This is a genomic window from Arachidicoccus terrestris, from assembly GCF_020042345.1.
GTDB classification, from domain to species: domain Bacteria; phylum Bacteroidota; class Bacteroidia; order Chitinophagales; family Chitinophagaceae; genus Arachidicoccus; species Arachidicoccus terrestris.
In genome coordinates this window covers 3,163,116-3,182,746 of record NZ_CP083387.1, presented here as the reverse complement: position 1 = coordinate 3,182,746, position 19,631 = coordinate 3,163,116, and the positions used below count along the sequence as shown (strand labels likewise).

16 protein-coding genes are annotated in these 19,631 nt (G+C 44.8%); 4 read left to right on the top strand and 12 right to left on the bottom strand.

Features of this window, described 5'->3' with window-relative positions:
• Window positions 1–25: 25 nt before the first annotated feature.
• The 7 genes from cobA to K9M52_RS12320 all read right to left on the bottom strand — a co-directional run bounded on the left by cobA (window position 26) and on the right by K9M52_RS12320 (window position 7,974).
• Window positions 26–901 carry a uroporphyrinogen-III C-methyltransferase gene (cobA, locus tag K9M52_RS12350; RefSeq protein WP_224068734.1) on the bottom strand — a complete coding sequence of 292 codons (876 nt, stop codon included), beginning with the start codon at window positions 899–901 and terminating at the stop codon, window positions 26–28.
• Window positions 902–941: 40 nt separating this feature from the next.
• On the bottom strand, window positions 942–2,183 hold the full coding sequence (locus tag K9M52_RS12345; RefSeq protein WP_224068733.1) for a sulfate adenylyltransferase subunit 1: 1,242 nt from the start codon (window positions 2,181–2,183) through the stop codon (window positions 942–944).
• A gap of 85 nt (window positions 2,184–2,268) precedes the next feature.
• Window positions 2,269–3,177 (bottom strand): sulfate adenylyltransferase subunit CysD, encoded by a 909-nt coding sequence (cysD, locus tag K9M52_RS12340; RefSeq protein ID WP_224068732.1) that lies wholly within the window; start codon window positions 3,175–3,177, stop codon window positions 2,269–2,271.
• Between the two features lie 33 nt (window positions 3,178–3,210).
• Window positions 3,211–3,915 (bottom strand): phosphoadenylyl-sulfate reductase, encoded by a 705-nt coding sequence (locus K9M52_RS12335; RefSeq protein ID WP_224068731.1) that lies wholly within the window; start codon window positions 3,913–3,915, stop codon window positions 3,211–3,213.
• Between the two features lie 244 nt (window positions 3,916–4,159).
• Window positions 4,160–5,104 (bottom strand): dienelactone hydrolase family protein, encoded by a 945-nt coding sequence (locus K9M52_RS12330; protein WP_224068730.1) that lies wholly within the window; start codon window positions 5,102–5,104, stop codon window positions 4,160–4,162.
• A gap of 154 nt (window positions 5,105–5,258) precedes the next feature.
• A complete protein-coding gene (locus K9M52_RS12325; protein ID WP_224068729.1) occupies window positions 5,259–6,452 on the bottom strand; it encodes a sensor histidine kinase in 1,194 nt (397 codons plus the stop codon).
• Window positions 6,453–7,236: 784 nt separating this feature from the next.
• The gene (locus K9M52_RS12320) at window positions 7,237–7,974 is read right to left on the bottom strand and encodes an MBL fold metallo-hydrolase (protein WP_224068728.1); all 738 of its coding nucleotides are present in this window, start codon (window positions 7,972–7,974) and stop codon (window positions 7,237–7,239) included.
• Between the two features lie 122 nt (window positions 7,975–8,096).
• Here K9M52_RS12320 and uvrB point away from each other — a divergent pair, with 122 nt between their 5' ends.
• Entirely contained in the window at window positions 8,097–10,142 is a 2,046-nt protein-coding gene (gene uvrB / locus K9M52_RS12315) for an excinuclease ABC subunit UvrB (RefSeq protein WP_224068727.1), read from the top strand.
• A gap of 85 nt (window positions 10,143–10,227) precedes the next feature.
• Here the strand turns inward: uvrB and K9M52_RS12310 are convergent, their stop codons facing one another.
• The 4 genes from K9M52_RS12310 to K9M52_RS12295 form a co-directional block, all read right to left on the bottom strand.
• Entirely contained in the window at window positions 10,228–11,166 is a 939-nt protein-coding gene (locus K9M52_RS12310; RefSeq protein WP_224068726.1) for a mechanosensitive ion channel family protein, read from the bottom strand.
• A 256-nt stretch (window positions 11,167–11,422) separates the two neighbouring features.
• Window positions 11,423–13,447, bottom strand: coding sequence for a protein-disulfide reductase DsbD family protein (locus tag K9M52_RS12305; RefSeq protein WP_224068725.1), 2,025 nt, complete (start codon window positions 13,445–13,447; stop codon window positions 11,423–11,425).
• A 23-nt stretch (window positions 13,448–13,470) separates the two neighbouring features.
• A complete protein-coding gene (locus K9M52_RS12300; RefSeq protein ID WP_224068724.1) occupies window positions 13,471–13,926 on the bottom strand; it encodes a protein-disulfide reductase DsbD domain-containing protein in 456 nt (151 codons plus the stop codon).
• A 32-nt stretch (window positions 13,927–13,958) separates the two neighbouring features.
• Window positions 13,959–15,008, bottom strand: a complete 1,050-nt coding sequence (locus tag K9M52_RS12295; RefSeq protein ID WP_224068723.1) for a PLP-dependent cysteine synthase family protein — start codon at window positions 15,006–15,008, stop codon at window positions 13,959–13,961.
• Between the two features lie 185 nt (window positions 15,009–15,193).
• Between K9M52_RS12295 and K9M52_RS12290 the strand changes: the two genes are divergently transcribed.
• A complete protein-coding gene (locus tag K9M52_RS12290; protein WP_224068722.1) occupies window positions 15,194–15,664 on the top strand; it encodes an Lrp/AsnC family transcriptional regulator in 471 nt (156 codons plus the stop codon).
• A gap of 306 nt (window positions 15,665–15,970) precedes the next feature.
• Here the strand turns inward: K9M52_RS12290 and K9M52_RS12285 are convergent, their stop codons facing one another.
• The gene (locus tag K9M52_RS12285) at window positions 15,971–16,603 is read right to left on the bottom strand and encodes a hypothetical protein (protein ID WP_224068721.1); all 633 of its coding nucleotides are present in this window, start codon (window positions 16,601–16,603) and stop codon (window positions 15,971–15,973) included.
• Window positions 16,604–16,953: 350 nt separating this feature from the next.
• Between K9M52_RS12285 and K9M52_RS12280 the strand changes: the two genes are divergently transcribed.
• Window positions 16,954–18,894, top strand: a complete 1,941-nt coding sequence (locus K9M52_RS12280) for a sensor histidine kinase (RefSeq protein ID WP_224068720.1) — start codon at window positions 16,954–16,956, stop codon at window positions 18,892–18,894.
• Window positions 18,887–19,525 (top strand): response regulator transcription factor, encoded by a 639-nt coding sequence (locus K9M52_RS12275; protein ID WP_224068719.1) that lies wholly within the window; start codon window positions 18,887–18,889, stop codon window positions 19,523–19,525. Before K9M52_RS12280 ends, K9M52_RS12275 begins: the two co-directional genes overlap by 8 nt.
• The last annotated feature ends 106 nt before the right edge of the window (window positions 19,526–19,631 follow it).

The window sequence follows — 19,631 nt, the reverse complement described above, 5'->3', positions numbered from 1 at the left end:
ATATATAGTATAATAGTAATTAGGGTTAGGCGCTACGCTTTTTGTTATTGATTACCTCTACTGCGCGGCTGGTAGAGGGTCTGAAAAATGATTCAACCTGATCGGGTGCTATCTGTGGGCGCCAACAATACTGCTGATGCAACTGCGGTACCCGCCCAATGACTATCAGCGACGGAGAAATAAAAGACTGTTTTTCCAGTGGTTCCTTTAAATTCCGGAATTGATAGGTGAAGATTTGCTGAAAAGGGGTCGTCGCCTGTTGTATGACCGATACATACTTAGTAGGATCAATTCCGTTTTTTTGAAGCAGGGTCGCGAGTTCAAACCAGTTTTCACCGGTCATATAAAAAACGAGCGTATCTTCAGTTCTTGCCAGTTCAGCCCAATATCCCGGTTCCACAGCATAGCGGTCAGAATAAGTCAAAAACCGGACACCTCTGCTGTACCCCCTGGCTGTCAGTGGCATTCCCGAATAGGCCGAGGCGCCCGACGCGGCTGTAATGCCCGGAACGATCTGGTAAGAAATGCCAGCCGTTTTAAGGCTTTCCAGTTCATCTAATACATTCGAAAAGATCGCGACATCTCCTCCTTTCAGCCGGACAACCTTTCTGCCTTGTCTGGCATATTTAACGATCAGATGGTCAATTTCTTTCTGGGCGACGGAACCGCTCTGCGTTCTGCCTTCCTTACCGACGAAGATGACCTTAGCCCCTATCCTTACATGAGTGTCCACAATATCCTGATTGACCAGACGATCTGTCAGCACCACATCTGCCTCGCCCAGTAACCTGGCCGCCTTTAACGTCAGGAGCTCTGCGTCACCTGGTCCGGCACCGATGATGCTGACCTTTATATCTTCATTTACTGTTGTCGTATGTGCTCCCGGGACCCTCAATTTCATCTGAATTCAAATGCTATATGTGTGATAAAATTTTTTCGAACTATTGCAATAATGCTGCTCCTACCGTCACAAAACTGGTCTGATCCACCAGGACAGCACCGCCTGACTCCCGGATATGACTATATGCATCATAAGCCAATGGAGAGGCCGTTTTCAATTTTACTTCCACTACTTCGTTTAAATCTGCCTTGCTTACTTCATAGATCTTCTCCAGTTCGTTGACATCTAATTTATATCTGATCTCCTTTACCATGGCCGGCACCACTTTACTGCCATGCTGCAAAAAATATTTTTGCCCTACAGAAAGGGGTTTTTCATCCATCCAGCAAACGATGGCATCGATATCCTGGCTTACTTTCAGGCTGTCGTCTTTTTTAACGATGCTGTCTCCCCTGCTGATATCCACATCCTGATCCAGATGCAGCACCACACTCTGAGGAGCAAATGCCTCTTCCACTTCCTTACCGCCCAGTTCGATCTTCTCGATCGTAGCTTCTACACCCGAAGGATATACCACTACCTGATCGCCTTTTCTATAAATGCCACTCTCGATTTTGCCGGCATAACCCCGGTAATCATGGAGCGCATCCGTTTGAGGGCGGATCACATACTGTACCGGGAAACGGGCATTGTCCAGATTCACAGAACTCTTCACTTCGACATTTTCCAGGTACTCCAGTAAAGTAGGGCCTTCATACCAGCCCATTTTTGTGGACGCATCTACAATATTATCCCCTACCAACGCACTGATGGGCACATACGACACGGTATTCAATTTCAGCGTCGCGGCCACTTTTTTATAATCTGCAACGATCTGGTCGTAGGCATTTCGATCATAGTTCAGCAGATCCATTTTATTGATGGCCACGACCACATGCGGTATATTCAGCAAAGAAGCGATCAGAGAATGGCGCCTGGTCTGTTCCACCACACCGTTACGGGCATCTACCAGAATAATGATCAGATCCGCATTGGAAGCCCCGGTAACCATATTTCTTGTATATTGAATATGGCCGGGGGTATCTGCGATAATGAATTTGCGCTTAGGTGTAGAGAAATACTTATAGGCGACATCGATGGTAATGCCCTGCTCTCTCTCAGCCCGCAGGCCGTCTGTTAAAAGCGCCAGGTCAACGGAACCGTCCTTACGGTTCTTACTGCTGCGCTCAATGGCATCCAGCTGGTCGATCAGAATATTTTTGCTATCATATAACAGACGTCCGATAAGCGTACTCTTTCCGTCATCCACACTGCCTGCCGTTAAAAATCTAAGTAAATCCATTTTCTTCGTTTTGTTGCCTTGCTGTGCAAAGCACATTTGTTAATTGATATCCGCCGCACAAGTGCCTTTATTTAACGGATGCCCGTTAAAAGTAGCCGTTCTTTTTTCTGTCTTCCATGGCGGCTTCAGAGAAACGGTCATCGATCCTGGTTTCTCCACGTTCACTGGTCCGGGTAGCGGTAATCTCACTAATGATATCGTCTACACTATAAGCCTCGGAAGCGACGGCAGCTGTACAGGTCATATCTCCAACCGTACGATAGCGCACCCTGCGGGTGGAGATCTTGTCGTTCTCTTCGATCTGGATATATGGAGAAACGGCGATCAATGCATTTTGATATTCCAACACCTCTCTTTCATGCGAGAAATACACGGACGGAAGCGCGATGTTTTCTCTTTTAATATAATTCCAGATATCCAGCTCCGTCCAGTTGCTGATCGGGAATACCCGCACATTCTCTCCTTTATGGATCTTACCGTTATAGGTATGCCAGAGTTCAGGACGTTGCAGTTTGGGGTTCCACTGGCCAAAATCATCCCTTACAGAGAAGATTCGTTCTTTGGCGCGGGCTTTTTCCTCATCCCTCCGGGCACCTCCGATACAGGCATCAAATCCAAATTCTTCAATCGTGTCTAATAAGGTGAACGTCTGTAGCTGATTTCTGGAAGCAAACTTGCCTTTTTGTTCTGTCAGGTGCTTCGCCTTGATCGTATCCTCGACTTTACGGACAATCAGTTGCTCTCCTAACTCTTCTGCCAGCTGGTCCCTGAAAGCTAATGCTTCCGGAAAATTATGTCCGGTATCAATATGTACTAAAGGAAAGGGGAATTTCCCCGGCCGAAATGCCTTGAGGGCCAGGTGGACTAATGTAATGGAATCCTTACCGCCGCTAAACAGTAAGGCCGGCTTTTCAAACTGCCCCGCTACTTCACGAAAAATATGGATGGACTCTGACTCTAGTTGATCCAAATAATCCAGTTGATAGTTACTCATAATATACTTGAAAAATAAATGTAGAATTTGTAATTAAGAATGGACATGAAGGCCGCATTCCTTTTTGCTGTTATCTTCCCACCACCATCTGCCGGCTCTGAAATCCTCTCCGGCTCTGATGGCCCTGGTACAGGGTTCACATCCGATACTCACAAAGCCTTTATCGTGAAGGCTATTGTAGGGAATATTGTGTTGGTTGATATAGGCCCGGGTCTGTTCTGTCGTCCAATGCAGGATCGGATGGAATTTTAATAATTCGTGTGAACCGTCCCATTCCAGTTGATCCATACCCTGTCTATTGGCGGAATGCTCGGCTCTGAGTCCGGTGATCCAGACTTTTTTGCCTTTAAGTGCCCTGCCCAGCGGTTCAACCTTTCTAAGAAAACAACACTGTTTACGGAGTTCGGGGGAAATATAAAAGGCATTGGGGCCTTCCTGTTCTACGAAGGACTCCAGTGCGGCATGGGCCGGATAATAAGGTTTAATATGGGTATGATACCTTTCATTGGTACTACTCCATACAGAATAGGTTTCTTTGAAAAGCCTGCCGGTATCTAACGTGAAAATCTCAATAGGCAATCCCTCTGACAAGATCATATGGGTGATAGCCTGATCCTCAAAACTGAAACTACTGGAGAAAACAACTTCACCAGGGTAGGTCTCAGCCAGCAGACGCAATGCGTCCACCTCACTTAGTCCACCAATTTTATAGGCTAATAAATCCCAATTGTTCGCCATTGTATAAATGCACTTAAAAATTAAATAATCAAATAAAAGGTGATTCCACAACACCCGGTAGGACGACATTGCCAGAAGTCTACCATATTTGTGGACAAAAATAGATATAAAACAAACAGCGGCAAAAAATAATTTTATTCTTTATCGCCTTTTTTCGAGAAGAAAAGATACATGTAGCTAATATTCAACAAATTATAAAAACAAAAAATAAAACATAAATAACGTTCGTAAGTTATCCGGGTGATCATTTTGTATATAATCTGAAAAAATCAATCGTCCGTTTCCAGGCCAAATCAGCTGCTGGCCTGTTGAACCGGGGCGTCGTATTATTATGGAATCCATGATTGACATCCGGATATATAAAAACCTGGTATTTTTTATGGTTTTCCTTAAGCGCAGCTTCATATGCCGGCCAGCCGGCATTCACGCGGGTATCCAGACCGGCATACTGGATCAGTAACGGCGCCTGGATCTGTTTGACTTCGTCAAGTGGCGGCTGACCGCCGTAAAACGGCACCGCAGCTGCCAGCGTAGGAATATGTACGGCCATTAGATTGGCGATCCCTCCTCCAAAGCAAAATCCGACCACGCCTACTTTCCCATTGCAGTTTTTTTGATCCTTGAGAAAATAATAGGCTGCGATGAAGTCTTCCAGCATCTCTTCCTTATTTCGCTTTGCCTGCATCGCCCGGCCTTCATCATCATTGCCCGGGTAACCGCCCAGTGGTGTGAGCGCGTCCGGGGCGATGCTCACGAATCCTTCAATGGCCAGTTTTCTGGCCACCTCTTCAATATAGGGATTCAACCCTCGGTTTTCATGGACAACCACAACACCTCCGACTTTCCCTTTGACGTCTTTTGGTATGCAAAGCAAGGCTTTTATGCGCCCTCCTCCTTTCGGGGATTCGTAGTAGATATACGCACTGTCTATCCTGGGGTCGTCTGCATGGATTTCTACAGCGCCTTTGTAATCAGGCATCAGAAAACTCATTAAAGCAGGAACGGTCAAACCACCTACTGCATAAATGGACAGCTTTTGCACAAAATCCTTCCTGGTGATACGGCTATGCGCGTAATCATCATAAAGATCAAAGACCTCCTGTCTAATTTCTTCCGTTTGAACGGCTGATGGATGCACCGGGCCATGTCCGGTTCCGGCCTGACGTCGTTGATTTTCAGGTTTTGTCATAACGAGGCGATTATGATGAAGAAAAATATGACTTGCCACCTTAAAGTTAATGCTATTTCAACAGCAAGCTGGTCGGGGAAGGGATTATAACAAAAAAACAAGATCTGGCGTAAAACAGGACTTTGCCCCCTTTAATGGCAATACTGCTCAATATTCAAAGATTAGCACATGGCAATATAATACGAAAGATGGATCCTTTACCCAGTTCACTGTGCCTGACAACGATCGTTCCGTGATGATACTCCTCTACAATACGCTTGGTAAGCGCCAAACCCAGCCCCCAGCCCCTTTTTTTGGTAGTAAATCCTGCGTGGAAAACCTTCTTAAACTGGCTGTGAGGGATACCTTTTCCGCTGTCCTGAATATCAATGATCACCTGCCGGTCATTCTTGAGCAGGGTCGCCTGGATCTGCCCCGTTCCGTTCATGGCATCGAGTGCATTTTTTAGCAGATTTTCTATGACCCAGTCCATTAGCGGTGCACAGATAGCCGCCTGGTAAGGCAACTGTTCTTTGACGACGCTAAATTGTACTTTGCCCCCGGCCCTCTTTTTTATATAAGCCACCATTTTTTCCACTTGCACAGCCAGATCTGCCGGCTCCAGCTTGGGCGTACTGCCGATCTTGGCAAACCGGTCACTGATCAGTTTAAGCCGGGCGATATCCGCATCCATTTCCCGGACAATCTGTAGTTTTTTCCCGCCTTGTTGCAATGAAACATTTTCTTCATAGGCATTTTTGAGTATCTCAACCCAGCCTTCCAGGCTGGTCAGCGGAGTACCCAATTGGTGAGCAGTTTCCTTAGCCATACCCACCCAGAGACGGTTTTGAGCGCTTTTATTCGCGATCCGCTGTCCAACAAATAATACAATAATAAATAAACCGACAATGAGTAACTGGATCAAGGGAAAATACCGCAGTTCTCTTTGCAGCCGGCTTTCCCCGTAATAATAACGCAGGGATTGACTGGCATCCTGATCCAGTGTCAGAATAATTGGCGGATGCATTTTTTTGAATGCATTGAGCTTAGATGACAAATAAGCCGGATTGCCGGCGACATTCGCGCTGTCCAGATTCAGGTAATTACCGGTAATACTGTCGTTGGCAGTTGTCTCTATAATGGGAATATCTTTATTCTCTGAGGAGATCTTGACTGCCAGATTAAGGTTGGTTTCTTCTGTCGCTCCTGCAATGGTTCTTTGTGCCTCTACCCAGGTCTCGACTCGCTGTTTTTCTATTTTGCCCAGTTTCCGGGAAAGGTATCTTGAATAAAAAAGACTGCCGGTGACGATTGCCAGGGCAACCAGTACCAATAGTATTTTCCAATTAAAACCGAGGGCAGTCTTCATTCCCCGAAATTAAGGCAAAATATGGGAAACTGCTCTGGACTCACGATGAATATTAACTGAAATCCATGCCTTTACCGGCAAATCAAGGTTAAGGATGAAACTAAAAATCAGGGAAGGAGATTTAAGTTCAATCTAATGGATGGAAGCGAACTGAGCTTTTCCCGATTGCGTAATCCTTTTTCCCGATTTCATAAACAAGGCCGGTTGCGCCTGCCTTATATTTGTATCCACAACACAAAGCAACATATCACAATTTCGAATAGAGGTGGCGGCCTAGTCTTAGAACGCCACTAAAAAAAATCAAAAATCAGGCTTTTTTAAAGGCCTGATTTTAATTTTAAAGGAGGCTCGGTATCAGTTTCAAAGAAAAGAAATTTCCATATCGCGTAAGTCGTATTCCCGAATCGGTAAATAATTGATTTACAAATGAGTCAACTTTGTATCACACGATTAGCAACATATCACACAATTTGAATAGAGGTGGCACGCTATTGCTGGCGTGCCACTAAAAAACAGCACCCGGCCTAAGCAGCCTGGTGTTTATTTTTTGAAGCATTAGAGCCATTACAAACGGGCATATTTTCCTTATTCCGAAAGCATTTTTCCCGATTTGATAAACCAGGCAATCCGTCGCAGTGTACCTTTGCCTCAACACGCAGCAATATCACAATTTGAATAGAGGTGGCGGTCTAGTCTTGGAACGCCACTAAAAAAAATCAAAAATCAAACCTTTAAACCCGGTTTGATTTTTTTGTTCCCGTGTCTTCAACCAAGACGGCAAGCGCTAAAAAGAAAATGTTGGCGACTTAACATCATGATAAAAAAGGAAGGTCCATTTTTCCTGCTCCCCTTCCGCCCACCATTTTTTACGCAGTTCCATACATTTTCTGCCATCATAATCATATTTGGCCACAAATCTGTTTTTCATTTGTCCCAGCTGTGGTGCGTCATCTGCTCCAAAAAAAATGGTCTCGGTCCCTTCTTTAAACCAGAATACCTGATGATATTTGCTATGGGCGCCCGTCACTTCATAGCGGATATAGTCATCCAGTATGCCGTCGCCATCCAGAAGGACTACCTGCGGATGATCTTTCAGTATTTCAAACTGTTCTTTATGGTAAGAAGGATTCTCGCCGCTTAAACCATATTCCAGTTCTTTGTTCTGGAGATAATAGGTGGCATGAGGGAAAGCGAGCGTGTCACTTCCTTCTAAGGTATTCATTTTTATGCCGCCGGCATGATCCTTATGCAGGTGTGACAGCAGGACTTTGGTCACTTCTCCCGCGCCGATACCGTGGGATCGCAGTAGCTGATGGATCTGCATTTCCCCATCATTTGTAAAGCCAAGTCCCGTATCCAGAAGGAGAATATCTCTGTCCGTAACAATTAGAAAAGGCTGGATTTCAACAAGTAAACTTCCAACCGCTCTTTGCTGCAGATTATCCGTTGCCGGATCAAATGGGATAAACTTCTTGCTGGCATCTATGGTAAAAGCGCCTTCTGATAAAGGTATTATTCTCATGGCGCAAAAGTAACCCATTATTTTCAACGAAGATTTAGAGACACTGTTATTCTTTCGGTGGGCCACCTTAAGGAATAGGTAAATAGCACCTCATTAAGAAAGCAAGTTCGTAACTTCGCTCTATGCCTTTTGAATTACAAGCCGATTATACACCCTCCGGGGATCAGCCAGCGGCCATCCGTCAGTTAACGGATGGACTGAATGCAGGCGAACAGTTTCAGACATTATTGGGCGTAACAGGTTCCGGTAAGACCTTTACGATGGCCAATGTCATCCAGAATGTACAGCGCCCCACCCTGGTCCTGACACATAATAAAACCCTGGTGGCCCAATTGTATGGAGAGTTTAAACAGTTCTTTCCGCACAATGCTGTTGGCTATTTTGTCAGTTACTACGATTATTATCAGCCTGAGGCTTTTATGCCGGTCAGTAATACCTATATCGAGAAGGATCTCAGTATCAATGAGGAACTGGACAAGCTGCGGCTTCAGGCCACTGCTCAGCTCCTCAGCGGTCGCCGGGATATCGTGATCGTCGCCAGTGTCAGTTGCATATATGGTATCGGGAACCCTGCAGAGTTCGAGAAAGGAATCATTCGTTTACATGTCGGCCAGGTGATCCCTCGCCAGGCTTTTTTACATGCCTTGGTCAACTCTTTATACGTCCGGACACAAGTCGATTTTACCCGTGGCAGCTTTAGGGTGAAGGGGGACACGGTCGATATCAATCTTCCCTATGTGGACTATGGATACCGGATTACCTTCTTCGATGACGAGATTGAGTCGATTGAGACGATCGATGTCATTACCAATCAGCGGATGCTGAGAATGGACAATGCCGCCATTTTTCCGGCCAATCTGTATCTGGCACCCAAGGACATGATGCAACAGATCACTTATGAGATCCAGGACGAGCTTCGGGCACAGATAGAATATTTCGAGGGCATCGGCCGGCACCTGGAAGCCCAACGTATTAAAGAAAGAGTAGAGTATGACCTGGAAATGATGCGGGAACTGGGGTATTGCAATGGTATTGAGAACTATTCCCGTTTTTTTGACAGGAGAGAACCGGGGACCAGGCCTTTTTGTCTGTTGGATTACTTCCCTGACGACTTTTTATGTATTCTGGACGAATCACATCAGACCATACCCCAGATCTCCGGCATGCATGGAGGAGACAGAAGCAGAAAATTGACACTTGTCGAATATGGATTCCGGCTTCCCAGTGCAATAGATAACCGCCCACTCAGTTTCAGCGAGTTTGAATCCATGATCGGGCAGACCATATTTGTCTCTGCCACGCCCGGCAATTATGAACTCGAAAAAACCGGCGGCGTAGTAGTCGAACAGGTCGTGCGGCCCACGGGTTTATTAGATCCACCGATTGAAATCCGGCCCAGCCATGATCAGGTCGATGATCTTCTGGATGAGATCGACCAACAGGTTAAAAAAGGAGGTCGTGTTCTCGTTACTACGCTAACAAAGAGAATGGCCGAAGAAATGGATAAATATCTCAAAAAGATCAATATCAATTCCAAGTATATCCACAGTGATGTCGATACGCTTGACCGTGTGGAAATCTTACGTCAATTAAGACTCGGAGAGATCGATGTATTGGTCGGGGTGAATTTGCTGCGTGAAGGGCTGGATTTACCGGAAGTGACCTTAGTCGCCATCCTGGACGCCGATAAAGAAGGCTTTTTAAGAAATGAAAGATCCCTAACCCAGACGGCAGGTCGCGCGGCCCGTAACGCAGAAGGCCGGGTCATATTTTATGCAGACAAGATGACCATGAGCATGCAGCGCACCATTGACGAAACCAACCGGCGAAGGGAAAAGCAAATCGCCTATAATGAGGCACACCATATTATCCCTACAACGGTTGCAAAAAGTAAAGAGCAGGTCTTTGCCCAGACAGCCGTCCTGGACATTAAAGGATTTGACGAGCATAAAGCCTATGCGATCGGTTATAATGAGGATATCATCGAACACAAGGTGAGCGAATCCCAGGTGGATCCGGCCAGGCGGACGATCCCCTTCCTGGAGAAAGCTGTTACCAAGGTTAAGAAGCAAATGGAAAAGGCGGCTAAAGACCTGGACTTTATAGAAGCGGCCCGCCTGAGAGACGAAATGTTCGCTTTACAAAATGAGTTAAAAGCAAAAAAATAATAGGAAACGGCTCAACTGCTAAGATGCCCGGCATAATGAATAGACACCGGCATTTTAGTATAAATACCGACATACAGATCGATTTCTACACATCAAACCCCTTATGTGGCGCTCTTTCTCCCATCATCGTTACCTCAAAAGTATTACTTGGGGTAGATATATTATTTAAGACGAAGGCGTCGTAAACCGCTTTTCGCACCCCGAAATAGACACTATAATAATCGGCTTCCATCTGGCGTGGATTTTTATGATCGTAAGGTTTAATTTTAATCCTTGGCCACAGCACAAGGACCGGACCGTCTCCGGTAAGTTCTGTCACCTTTACATCCGGCGCCGGGTCTGAAATGACTGTAGGAATCGTCTTCATCGCCTCGATAGCCACTTGTCTTGCTTTATCTACATTAGTGTAGTCCGCTACCGGCACTTTAATATCTATCCGGAGGTTATCCTGATCCGTATAGTTATTGATCACACCTGTGCTCAATGCACCATTGGGTAACCGTATGGTTTTATTTTGTGAGGTTAATATCGACGTGTAAACGATACCAATCTCTTTAACGATCCCAAACTGCTGTTGCGCCTCAATCAAATCGCCTACTTTAAAGGGCTTTAAAATCAGAATCATGACCCCGCCTGCAAAATTCCCCAGTGTCCCGTTTAGCGTACTGCCAAGTGCAAAGCCAGCGCCTGCCAGCAATGCCGCAACGCCGGTAATATCAAAGCCCAGTATACTGATAATGATCAGCACCAAAAGAACAATAAAACTTATTTTTATTATGGAAGAAAGAAAAGTCTGCAGTGATTCATCTATATGCCGTTTTCGCAAAAATGTTATGAACAGGCGCATTACCCATTTAATCAGCCAGTAACCGATAAAACCAACCAACAGGGCGCCAATGATCTTGGGTAAATACGCCATACCCATATCTCCCCACTTGCCCAGCCCCTTTATACCATTGATGACCTCTTCCGTGGTTGACTTCCCAAGATCGCTGGCACCTTGTAATAGAATAAAATTGATCATAACGCTACTGGATGTTTTTCGGTTTCCAATACATGAAAGCATAATTGTATACCTAATCAGAATTTTATGCGCTGATACAAATATATAAATATTTTTTATTTCAATTACATTGGCAGGTTTCCGACAACTGGTATTATAGCAAGATAGTACAGACTACAATTTGATGAAACATATATCCGGTAATAAACAAGGGACTGCAAGACTACAGCCCCCTTCTTAGGTACATGAGAAACTTTATGATTTATTGCTATCTCCTTTAATTGATCTTTTCTTCTTTTGCAGCAAAGGTTTGTTTTACGTTATCTAAATGATGGATGAACTTCTGAATATCCGGATCATATCCGTAACGTTCTTCACTGAGCGGGTTGCCCTCCAGATCCAGAAACATATACAGCGGTTGAGAGATCAAGCCGAACTTAGATTGCTCATAATCGAGATTTTTACTACCGACATCCGCAATGGTTTTACCATTTTTACTGGTATACACCTGTTCGGGGGGCAGCGGCGACTTTTCATCGGTGTACAAACTAATAATAACGAAATCTTTTTTCAGCCGTTTTAGTACGTCCGGGTTACTCCATACCTCATTTTCCATTTTCCGGCAATTGGTGCAGGAATGGCCCGTAAAATCCAGCATCACCGGCTTATGCAAGGCTTTGGCTGCAGCCATCCCTTCCGCCAGGTCAAAATAGGCCGTTAAGCCGAGCGGCATATGCAATTTATCTGTATAAAGCTTAGGCGGATTAGCCGGGCTGCCGCTGCTGACCGCTTCCCCTCCTGAGCCGGGAATATCCTCGATTTTATACTGTAATTGATTCAGGTCAAAGTCCTGTGTGCTGGGTGGCGGCAACAAACCACTCATGGATTTAAGCGGTGCTCCCCACATCCCGGGAATCAGATACATGCCAAATGTCAAAAAACAGATAGCGAAGAAGAGTCTGGGTATGCTGATATATTTGAGATCACTGTCATGAGAGAATTTAAGTTTTCCGAGCAGATAAAAACCTGTGAGCAGGGCCAGTACGATCCATATCGCGAGGAAAATCTCCCTGTCCAGTAAATGCCACCCATAGATAAGGTCTACCATTGACAGGAATTTCATGGCCATGGCTAACTCGATAAACCCGAATACCACTTTAACGCTGTTCAGCCAGCCACCGCTTTTAGGGAGCGCATGCAGCATCGACGGGAAAAAGGCAAACAAGGAAAATGGAATCGCCAGGCCGACACTGAGTCCAAGTATTCCCATAACCGCAGACAGCCCTGCCTGAGCTGAATTAGCCGTCGCCACCTGTGGCAGGAGACTCCCGATAAATGGTCCCGTACAGGAAAAAGAAACGATCACCAGGGTAAGCGCCATAAAGAAAGTGCCTAGCATGCCCCCCTTGGCAGCTTTTGCATCCGCTTTAGTGGCCCAGCTGCTGGGCAGGGTCAACTCAAAACCTCCGAAAAAAGAAATCGCAAAGATCACGAATATTACAAAGAAGATAATATTGGCAACGGCACTGGTCGCAATCGTATACATGATGCTATCTCCAAATACCTTTGTCAGCACAAAAGTGGGTATCGTATAGATCAGGATGATAGATATAGAGTAGGTCAGGGCATTGCGGATGCCTTCTGCCCTTGATTTACTTCTTTTTAAAAAGAAACTAACCGTTACCGGAATCAGTGGAAATACGCAGGGTGTAAATACTGCAACCAGCCCAAACAACAATCCAAGCCAGAAGATCTTCAGCATGGAGTCCTCCTGAGTAGTCGCACCGGCCAGATTTGCCGTTGCGCTACCGTTTTTTGCTGTTGCCACTTGCTGACTGGCAGTCCCACTTTTCAGGGGCAACACAATGTCCTGCTCACCTGAGGGGAAATTATCCCCCGCCTTACCGAGCCAGGTAAACTTTCCTTTGACAGTAACAGATTCTGAGGCCGGAATATGCAATTTCACTTTAAAACATACACTATCCAGATAATAACGTAAGGTGGCTCCGAGATTTGCATCCCGAGTCGTTTCTAATGTACCTACTTCCATTATCTCATCCGATGAATGCAAGTACTTGGCAATGGAACTGTCTGGTGTAAAAGCAGATAAAAATGCGTCATCAGGATTTACTTTCCTGGTTGAGAAAAGCGCCACACCCTTATCCTGCCTGGCGTAAATCTGCAATTCAGCTATAGAATCATTTATGCGGACAACCGTATCCCTGAAGTGAATTCCATCCTGGCCGGATGCAGCATATTGTATAGATAATAAGGCAAGAACTGCCACTATAAGTTTACGCATGGAAGATTTTTCTAAAGAGTTATCTAGTTAAGTTTCACGGAGAATTCCCAGGAACTGGGTGGCAGGCATTCCGTATCATTACATACCATAAAGTTCACCGCGCCGGTTAGATTTGTTTTAACGCCTGCTTTAACTTTGACAGTTTGAATAAACTGAACTTTTCCTCCGTAGTATTTGACATCCACACCAAAGTTCTTGTCGTGCGTCGTTTTCAGATCTCCCTTTTCAGCTGTTTTACCTGTAACGGACACCAAAGGGTTCTTATTAAAGCTGAACGACGTTGGTACCGGCCCGCCGTCGGGCGTTGACTGCGAATAAATGTGCCATGGAGCCGTAACGGTGGCAGTGATGGTTACTTTATATAATCCATCTGCTGCTTTGACAGCACCGGCGGTCCAGGAAACAGGGTTTTGTTGCTGAGCAGTGGCCGTCATCGCCAGGCAGAACATTAAAAACAATCCAGTAAGTAGTTTTTTCATTTTTATTCGTTTTAGATAAAGTAATCTTATTTTTATAATACAGGAGCTGCTAACCTTGCGATAGGCTGATAATCTGTAAACTGTGTATCAGTAGAAATATAACCTTCTCTTACCGGCTCCTCCTTCATCAGGTCTGTGCTCAGGTATTTCTTATTGCTATCCGGCAGAACCGTTACCACCACGCTGTCCTTTCCTAATTTTTCTGCCAGTTTAATGGCGCCGACAACATTGGCACCAGAAGAAATACCCACAGCCAGACCCAGCTGGGCAGAAAGTTTCTGAGCCATAATGATCGCATCTCCATCACCCGCCTGAACAATCCCGTCCAGGTTATCGAGTTGTACGATGGAAGGGATAAATTCATCAGAAATCCCCTGAATACGGTGAGTTCCGGTTTTATATCCTGTCGTTAGCGTGGGAGATTCGCTGGGCTCCAGTGGGTGGACCGTAATAGAGGAGTGCTGTCCACGCAGGTAGTTACCGATTCCCATTACGGTTCCGCCTGTTCCGACTCCTGCCACGAAGGCGTCCGGCGTCAGATTAATTTGTTGTAATTGCCGGTAGATCTCAGGAGCGGTTGTCTTTTCATGGGCCTCTGCGTTATAGATATTGCTGAATTGCTTTGGCAAGAATACCCGTCCTTCCGCAGCCATCTCTTCACTTAACTTAATACTGCCTAAAAACCCACCTTCTTCTTTGGTCACGGTAATGATCTTTGCGCCAAAGCCTCTTATAATATCCATTCTTTCCTTACTCAGCCAGCAGGGCATAATAATATTTACTTCATGGCCCATTCCTTTTCCGATGGCAGAAAAGGAAATGCCGGTATTTCCGCTGGTGGCTTCAATAATAGTATCCTCGGGTTGGATACTTCCGGTTTCGTACGCCTTGTGCATTATATAAAGCGCCATACGGTCCTTGATACTTCCCGTCAGATTATAATGTTCGCATTTTACGAATATTCTTCCCGGCTTGCCTTTATACTGATAATGCAGTTCCAGCATAGGTGTATTACCTACTAGTTGCCAGAGATTCTTTAAGCGGGCCTGCATTTGCCCGTAATTTTTACTGATCACTTCCATAAATAAATAATAACATATCTTGATTGATCATTCAAAGCTATACCCTTCAATAAAAACAACAAATACTTGTCACATATTCAATAAAATTTATTGATATCATTAAACATTTTAATAAAATTTATTGTTATATTGCGTTAATTTAATTAACGGGTTTTATTTTTATTGTCTATAAAATCAGTGATCAAATGGCAGATGCGTTATTTTTAGATGAGACAGATCAGCAAATCCTTAAAATTCTGCAGCGGGACGCCTCCCTTACCAGTAAGGAAGTAGCGGTACAAGTCAATAAATCCACGGCGGCGGTTCATGAGCGCATTCGGAAGCTGAAAAAGGAGGGCTATATCAAGAAGATTGTGGCGATTCTGGATCGGAAAAAGATCAATAAGAATCTGGTCGCCTTCTGTCATGTATTGCTGCACAACCATTCTTCCAGTACTTTGCAGGAGTTTGAGCAGTCTGTTATCAAACTGCCTGAAGTGCTGGAATGTCTGCAAATGACGGGCGCATTTGACTTCATCCTTAGAGTTGCCATTAATGACATGGATGATTACCAGAACTTTTACCGGAACAAGCTGGCCGCCCTACCGAATGTGACGACAGTACAAAGCTTTTTTATTTTGTCCGAAGCCAAAAGCGATTTCGGCTATCAGTTATAGGCAAACAACAATAGGAGTATAAATAATTGACCAACAACCACTTCCCGCCTTAAATCGGGCAAACGACGGAACCGATACATTGCCGGCATTATACTTTTTGTAAGGTATTCAAAATGGTATCAGAATAACAGATTGCTTTTTGGTATGGCAGCACCGTTGAGCTTACCGCACAATAGCTACATCTATGCACCGGGACTGACGGAAGCAAGTGGTTGCACCGGCCTGAAGCAGTCTGTAATTGCCCGATACAACCACTAAGCCTAGACATGGGTATTTCAACAAGGTTGTTGCGGATGAGGTGACGCATTACTTAAGCCTTACTTTAACGCGCTGCTTACCAGGTTCAATTTCAACTACCCGCAATAGGAAATCACTGTGGGAGACGCTATAATACTGGCGTTGATAATAATTCACCTGCCCGCCGTAGGACCCGTAACCGCTTCCCGTATACTTATTGTAATAGCCAGACGACGACCAGGGCAAGGTTCCCATCAGTATGTATTTACCGGCTTTCATTTTAGGAAAGCTGAATTCTCCCCGTGAATTGGTCTCACAGTATAACCGGTACCGGTAAGCGATACTGTCCATATATACAATCTTATTCTTCCTTACATTTTCTTCCTTTTCTTTCAGGTTATACCACTCTTCAAAATAAGGCGTATACGGAAACAGCGTTACTGTAATATGATTGGCCTTAATCCGCTCAGCAAGTGGCGCCTTAAACCCGAGACTATTCTTTGGCCTCGTAAAAGCAATGCCATCAATCGTTACTGCCCCCTCAGCCAACGCATTCTTAGCCGCAACGGAATCAAAGGATTGCCTGGGAAATATTTTCTGCAAAGGGTATTTTTCATACTCTTTCTGTTTGTACTGGCCATACGACGCTATTGCGCCCATACAACAGACAACTAATACAAGAAAACAATATACTTTTTTCATCTTCTACATTTTTATCTCGGCGTTCTTAACTAATGACTGGTCATACTGAATGGTTTTATCACCTCAAACCCTACGGGTTGGCCATAATGAGACGTTTATGCTATCGCACTTCATAATTCAATATCAAAAAGGCCCGGCCGCAGAAACATCTGTTCCTACACTTGAAATCTGGCGGCAACACTTCGACGGTTTTAAATTAAAGGTCCTAGCAAAGCTATGCTCTTCAATATATTCGGCCAATAGCTGTAAATGGTCATTTTCTTAAAAAAAAGAATCTATGCCAGAATAATAATTTAACTTTATAACACTGAAGAACCCCTTTTGTTAGCTTGATAAGAAAAATTATAATATTGATAGAGGCATTGGTATGTACCGTCTGTTTGGCCTGTAATACCGCCATTGCTCAAAAAAATACCAAAGCAGACAGTCTTTTTCACCTTCTGGCTCAAACTGCGTCTGACACCGCCAGGATATCTCTCCGAGGGCAATTAATAGATAACTACTTAAAAGTGGGCCGCATCGACAGTGCGAAGCTAATTATGAAAGATATGCTCGCTTCAGCCGGCAAAACGAACAGCCGCGTCTATACAGCGAAAGCCTTTAACTACGCAAGCCTTATATATTCAACGGACAGAAAACTGGATAGCACTTTGTCGTATGCGAATAAAGTGTTTGGCTTACTCAAAGAGAACCGGAGCAGCAAAGCAATGCAGTTGAAGATTGCAGCCAATAACAATATTGCTGTCGCCTACTCCACAGCAGGAGAATTAGAAAAATCCGTAAAAATTCTGATTAAAAATCTGAAACTGATTAAAGAGATTCAAGACAAAAGGCTCTATCATTTAACGATCCATAATATCTCCGCCAGCTTCGTCATGATGAGCCAGGACGACAAAGCTTACGATTACATGCTGCAGGACGTGGCGCTGGCCGATATACCCGGGAGCGACACACGTCTGCAGGTACTGGCCTATCTGAACGGTACAGTGGTTTGTTATAATCTGAAAAAATTCAGAGAGCAAAAGCGCTACCTGGACAAAGCAGAAAAAGCGCTTCATCGATATGGTAACAGCAGACGTTGGCCAGAATTCTACGCATACAAGGCCATGTATTACTCAGGAATCAAACAACCGGACAGCGCACTGGTCGCCGCCGGCAATGCATTGGAAGCATCGAAAAAATATAATGACCGGCAAAATGAGTACCTGGCTTACGAAGCCATCCGTGACGCCAACGCAGCTAAAAAGCAGTACGGTAAGGCCAAAGCAGCCGCGCAAGATATCTACCGGATGGGAATGGAGGATGGATATATTGAGGCGGCCATCGCAGCCATCCAGAATATGTCCGAATTTTCATTCGAAATGGGGAATTATAAGGCAGCCTACAGCTATTCCAGGCGCTACAACCAGCTCAAGGACAGTGTCCAGTTTCGCCAGGACGCCCAGAAAATAAAGGAACTTGAAACTCAATTAAGAACCTCGCAGAAAGAAGAAAAGATAATCAGGCTGGAATCAGAAAAGAGAAAAATATCATTGCATATAAAAGATCAGCGACTGGCCAATATCCTCCTTAGTACGGGCTGTTTGTTTTTACTGATTGTTCTCGGTATTGTTTTTATACTTTACCGCACCAATAAGCGTAATATGGCCCAGAAAGAAAAAATAAAGATGGCCGAAATAATGCTAAGTACACAGGAAACAGAGCGCGAACGTATTGCCCGCGATCTGCACGACGGATTGGTAGGAACACTTTCCGGCATTAAAATGAACTTGGGCGTATTGGCCAGAGACACAACGAAGGCGGGCATCAACAATGGTATTGTCAATGCCGTCAATCAGTTAGATTCATCTATCAGGGAATTGCGGCATATAGCACATAATATGATGCCTGAGATGCTGTTACGGCTGGGTCTTGAAACCGCACTCAAAGATCTCTGTCACATGTTGGAATCAGCCGGCATAGACGTCGAGCAGAAATTTATCAACCTGAGCCAGTCTATAGCACTCGACAAGCAGGTCATGATCTACAGAATTGTTCAAGAACTTTTTTCCAATATCATAAAACACGCGCATGCCACAAGCGTTTTTTTTCAATGCGCGGTCCAGACTAGTATATTTTTGATCACCGTAGAGGACGATGGAGTTGGTCTGGACAAACAAGCGCCGAAACAAAACGGGGGCATAGGCGTGGAAAATATCGAAAGCCGCGTACGCTATCTGAACGGGAGTATTGATATAAGTTCACTTGACGGAGCAAAAGGCACATCTATAAACATACAACTAAATGTCTGAAACGAAAAGAACTGTAGCGGTGGTAGATGACCATCCAATTGTGTTGGATGGTTTGATAAATTTACTGAACAGTGAAAAAGCATTTAAAGTATCCGGGCGCTTCACGACCGGCCGGCAACTGTTGGATTTTCTCCAGGACAACCAACCGGAAATTATTTTGCTTGACATTGCCCTGCCCGATATAAACGGGATGGATCTGTTCGATAAAATCAGAGCATTGTCGCCGGGTATAGTGGTGCTTGTTTTCAGCAACCATAACGAGCCAAGTGCGGTACTCCGTATGCTGGAAGGGGGTGTACAGGGCTATATTCTAAAAAGTACACCACCTCAGGAGATCATTCATTGCATTAAGGAGGCCCTTGAAGGGCGCCTGGCATTAAGTGGAGAAGTGCAAAGTATACTGGAGGCCCAAAAAAGGCAGGTTCTGACAACCCAAACGATACGGCTTTCTGCACGTGAGAAAGAAATTGTAGCGCTCATAGCTGCCGGAAACACCACAGCACAGATTGCCAAAACCTTGTTTCTTAGCAAATTCACCATCGAGAATCACCGGAAAAATATATTGCAAAAGCTACAGGTCAAAAATGTGGCGGAACTGATTGCTGAAGCCGTCAAACGGGAGTTAATCTGAAAAGATCGCTTGGGCCTGGTCCCTGGAATTCCGTTAACCATCTTACCAGTTACAGGATTTTTTGCCGGGCAAACTGAACGCTTACAAGCGTTCAGCATTTTTTTAA

Bases quoted from the DNA above. Each gene is read 5' to 3' on its own strand.
- cobA (WP_224068734.1), bottom strand. From the start codon at position 901: ATGAAATTGAGGGTCCCGGGAGCACATACGACAACAGTAAATGAAGAT.
- K9M52_RS12345 (WP_224068733.1), bottom strand. From the start codon at position 2,183: ATGGATTTACTTAGATTTTTAACGGCAGGCAGTGTGGATGACGGAAAG.
- cysD (WP_224068732.1), bottom strand. From the start codon at position 3,177: ATGAGTAACTATCAACTGGATTATTTGGATCAACTAGAGTCAGAGTCC.
- K9M52_RS12335 (WP_224068731.1), bottom strand. From the start codon at position 3,915: ATGGCGAACAATTGGGATTTATTAGCCTATAAAATTGGTGGACTAAGT.
- K9M52_RS12330 (WP_224068730.1), bottom strand. From the start codon at position 5,104: ATGACAAAACCTGAAAATCAACGACGTCAGGCCGGAACCGGACATGGC.
- K9M52_RS12325 (WP_224068729.1), bottom strand. From the start codon at position 6,452: ATGAAGACTGCCCTCGGTTTTAATTGGAAAATACTATTGGTACTGGTT.
- K9M52_RS12320 (WP_224068728.1), bottom strand. From the start codon at position 7,974: ATGAGAATAATACCTTTATCAGAAGGCGCTTTTACCATAGATGCCAGC.
- uvrB (WP_224068727.1), top strand. From the start codon at position 8,097: ATGCCTTTTGAATTACAAGCCGATTATACACCCTCCGGGGATCAGCCA.
- K9M52_RS12310 (WP_224068726.1), bottom strand. From the start codon at position 11,166: ATGATCAATTTTATTCTATTACAAGGTGCCAGCGATCTTGGGAAGTCA.
- K9M52_RS12305 (WP_224068725.1), bottom strand. From the start codon at position 13,447: ATGCGTAAACTTATAGTGGCAGTTCTTGCCTTATTATCTATACAATAT.
- K9M52_RS12300 (WP_224068724.1), bottom strand. From the start codon at position 13,926: ATGAAAAAACTACTTACTGGATTGTTTTTAATGTTCTGCCTGGCGATG.
- K9M52_RS12295 (WP_224068723.1), bottom strand. From the start codon at position 15,008: ATGGAAGTGATCAGTAAAAATTACGGGCAAATGCAGGCCCGCTTAAAG.
- K9M52_RS12290 (WP_224068722.1), top strand. From the start codon at position 15,194: ATGGCAGATGCGTTATTTTTAGATGAGACAGATCAGCAAATCCTTAAA.
- K9M52_RS12285 (WP_224068721.1), bottom strand. From the start codon at position 16,603: ATGAAAAAAGTATATTGTTTTCTTGTATTAGTTGTCTGTTGTATGGGC.
- K9M52_RS12275 (WP_224068719.1), top strand. From the start codon at position 18,887: ATGTCTGAAACGAAAAGAACTGTAGCGGTGGTAGATGACCATCCAATT.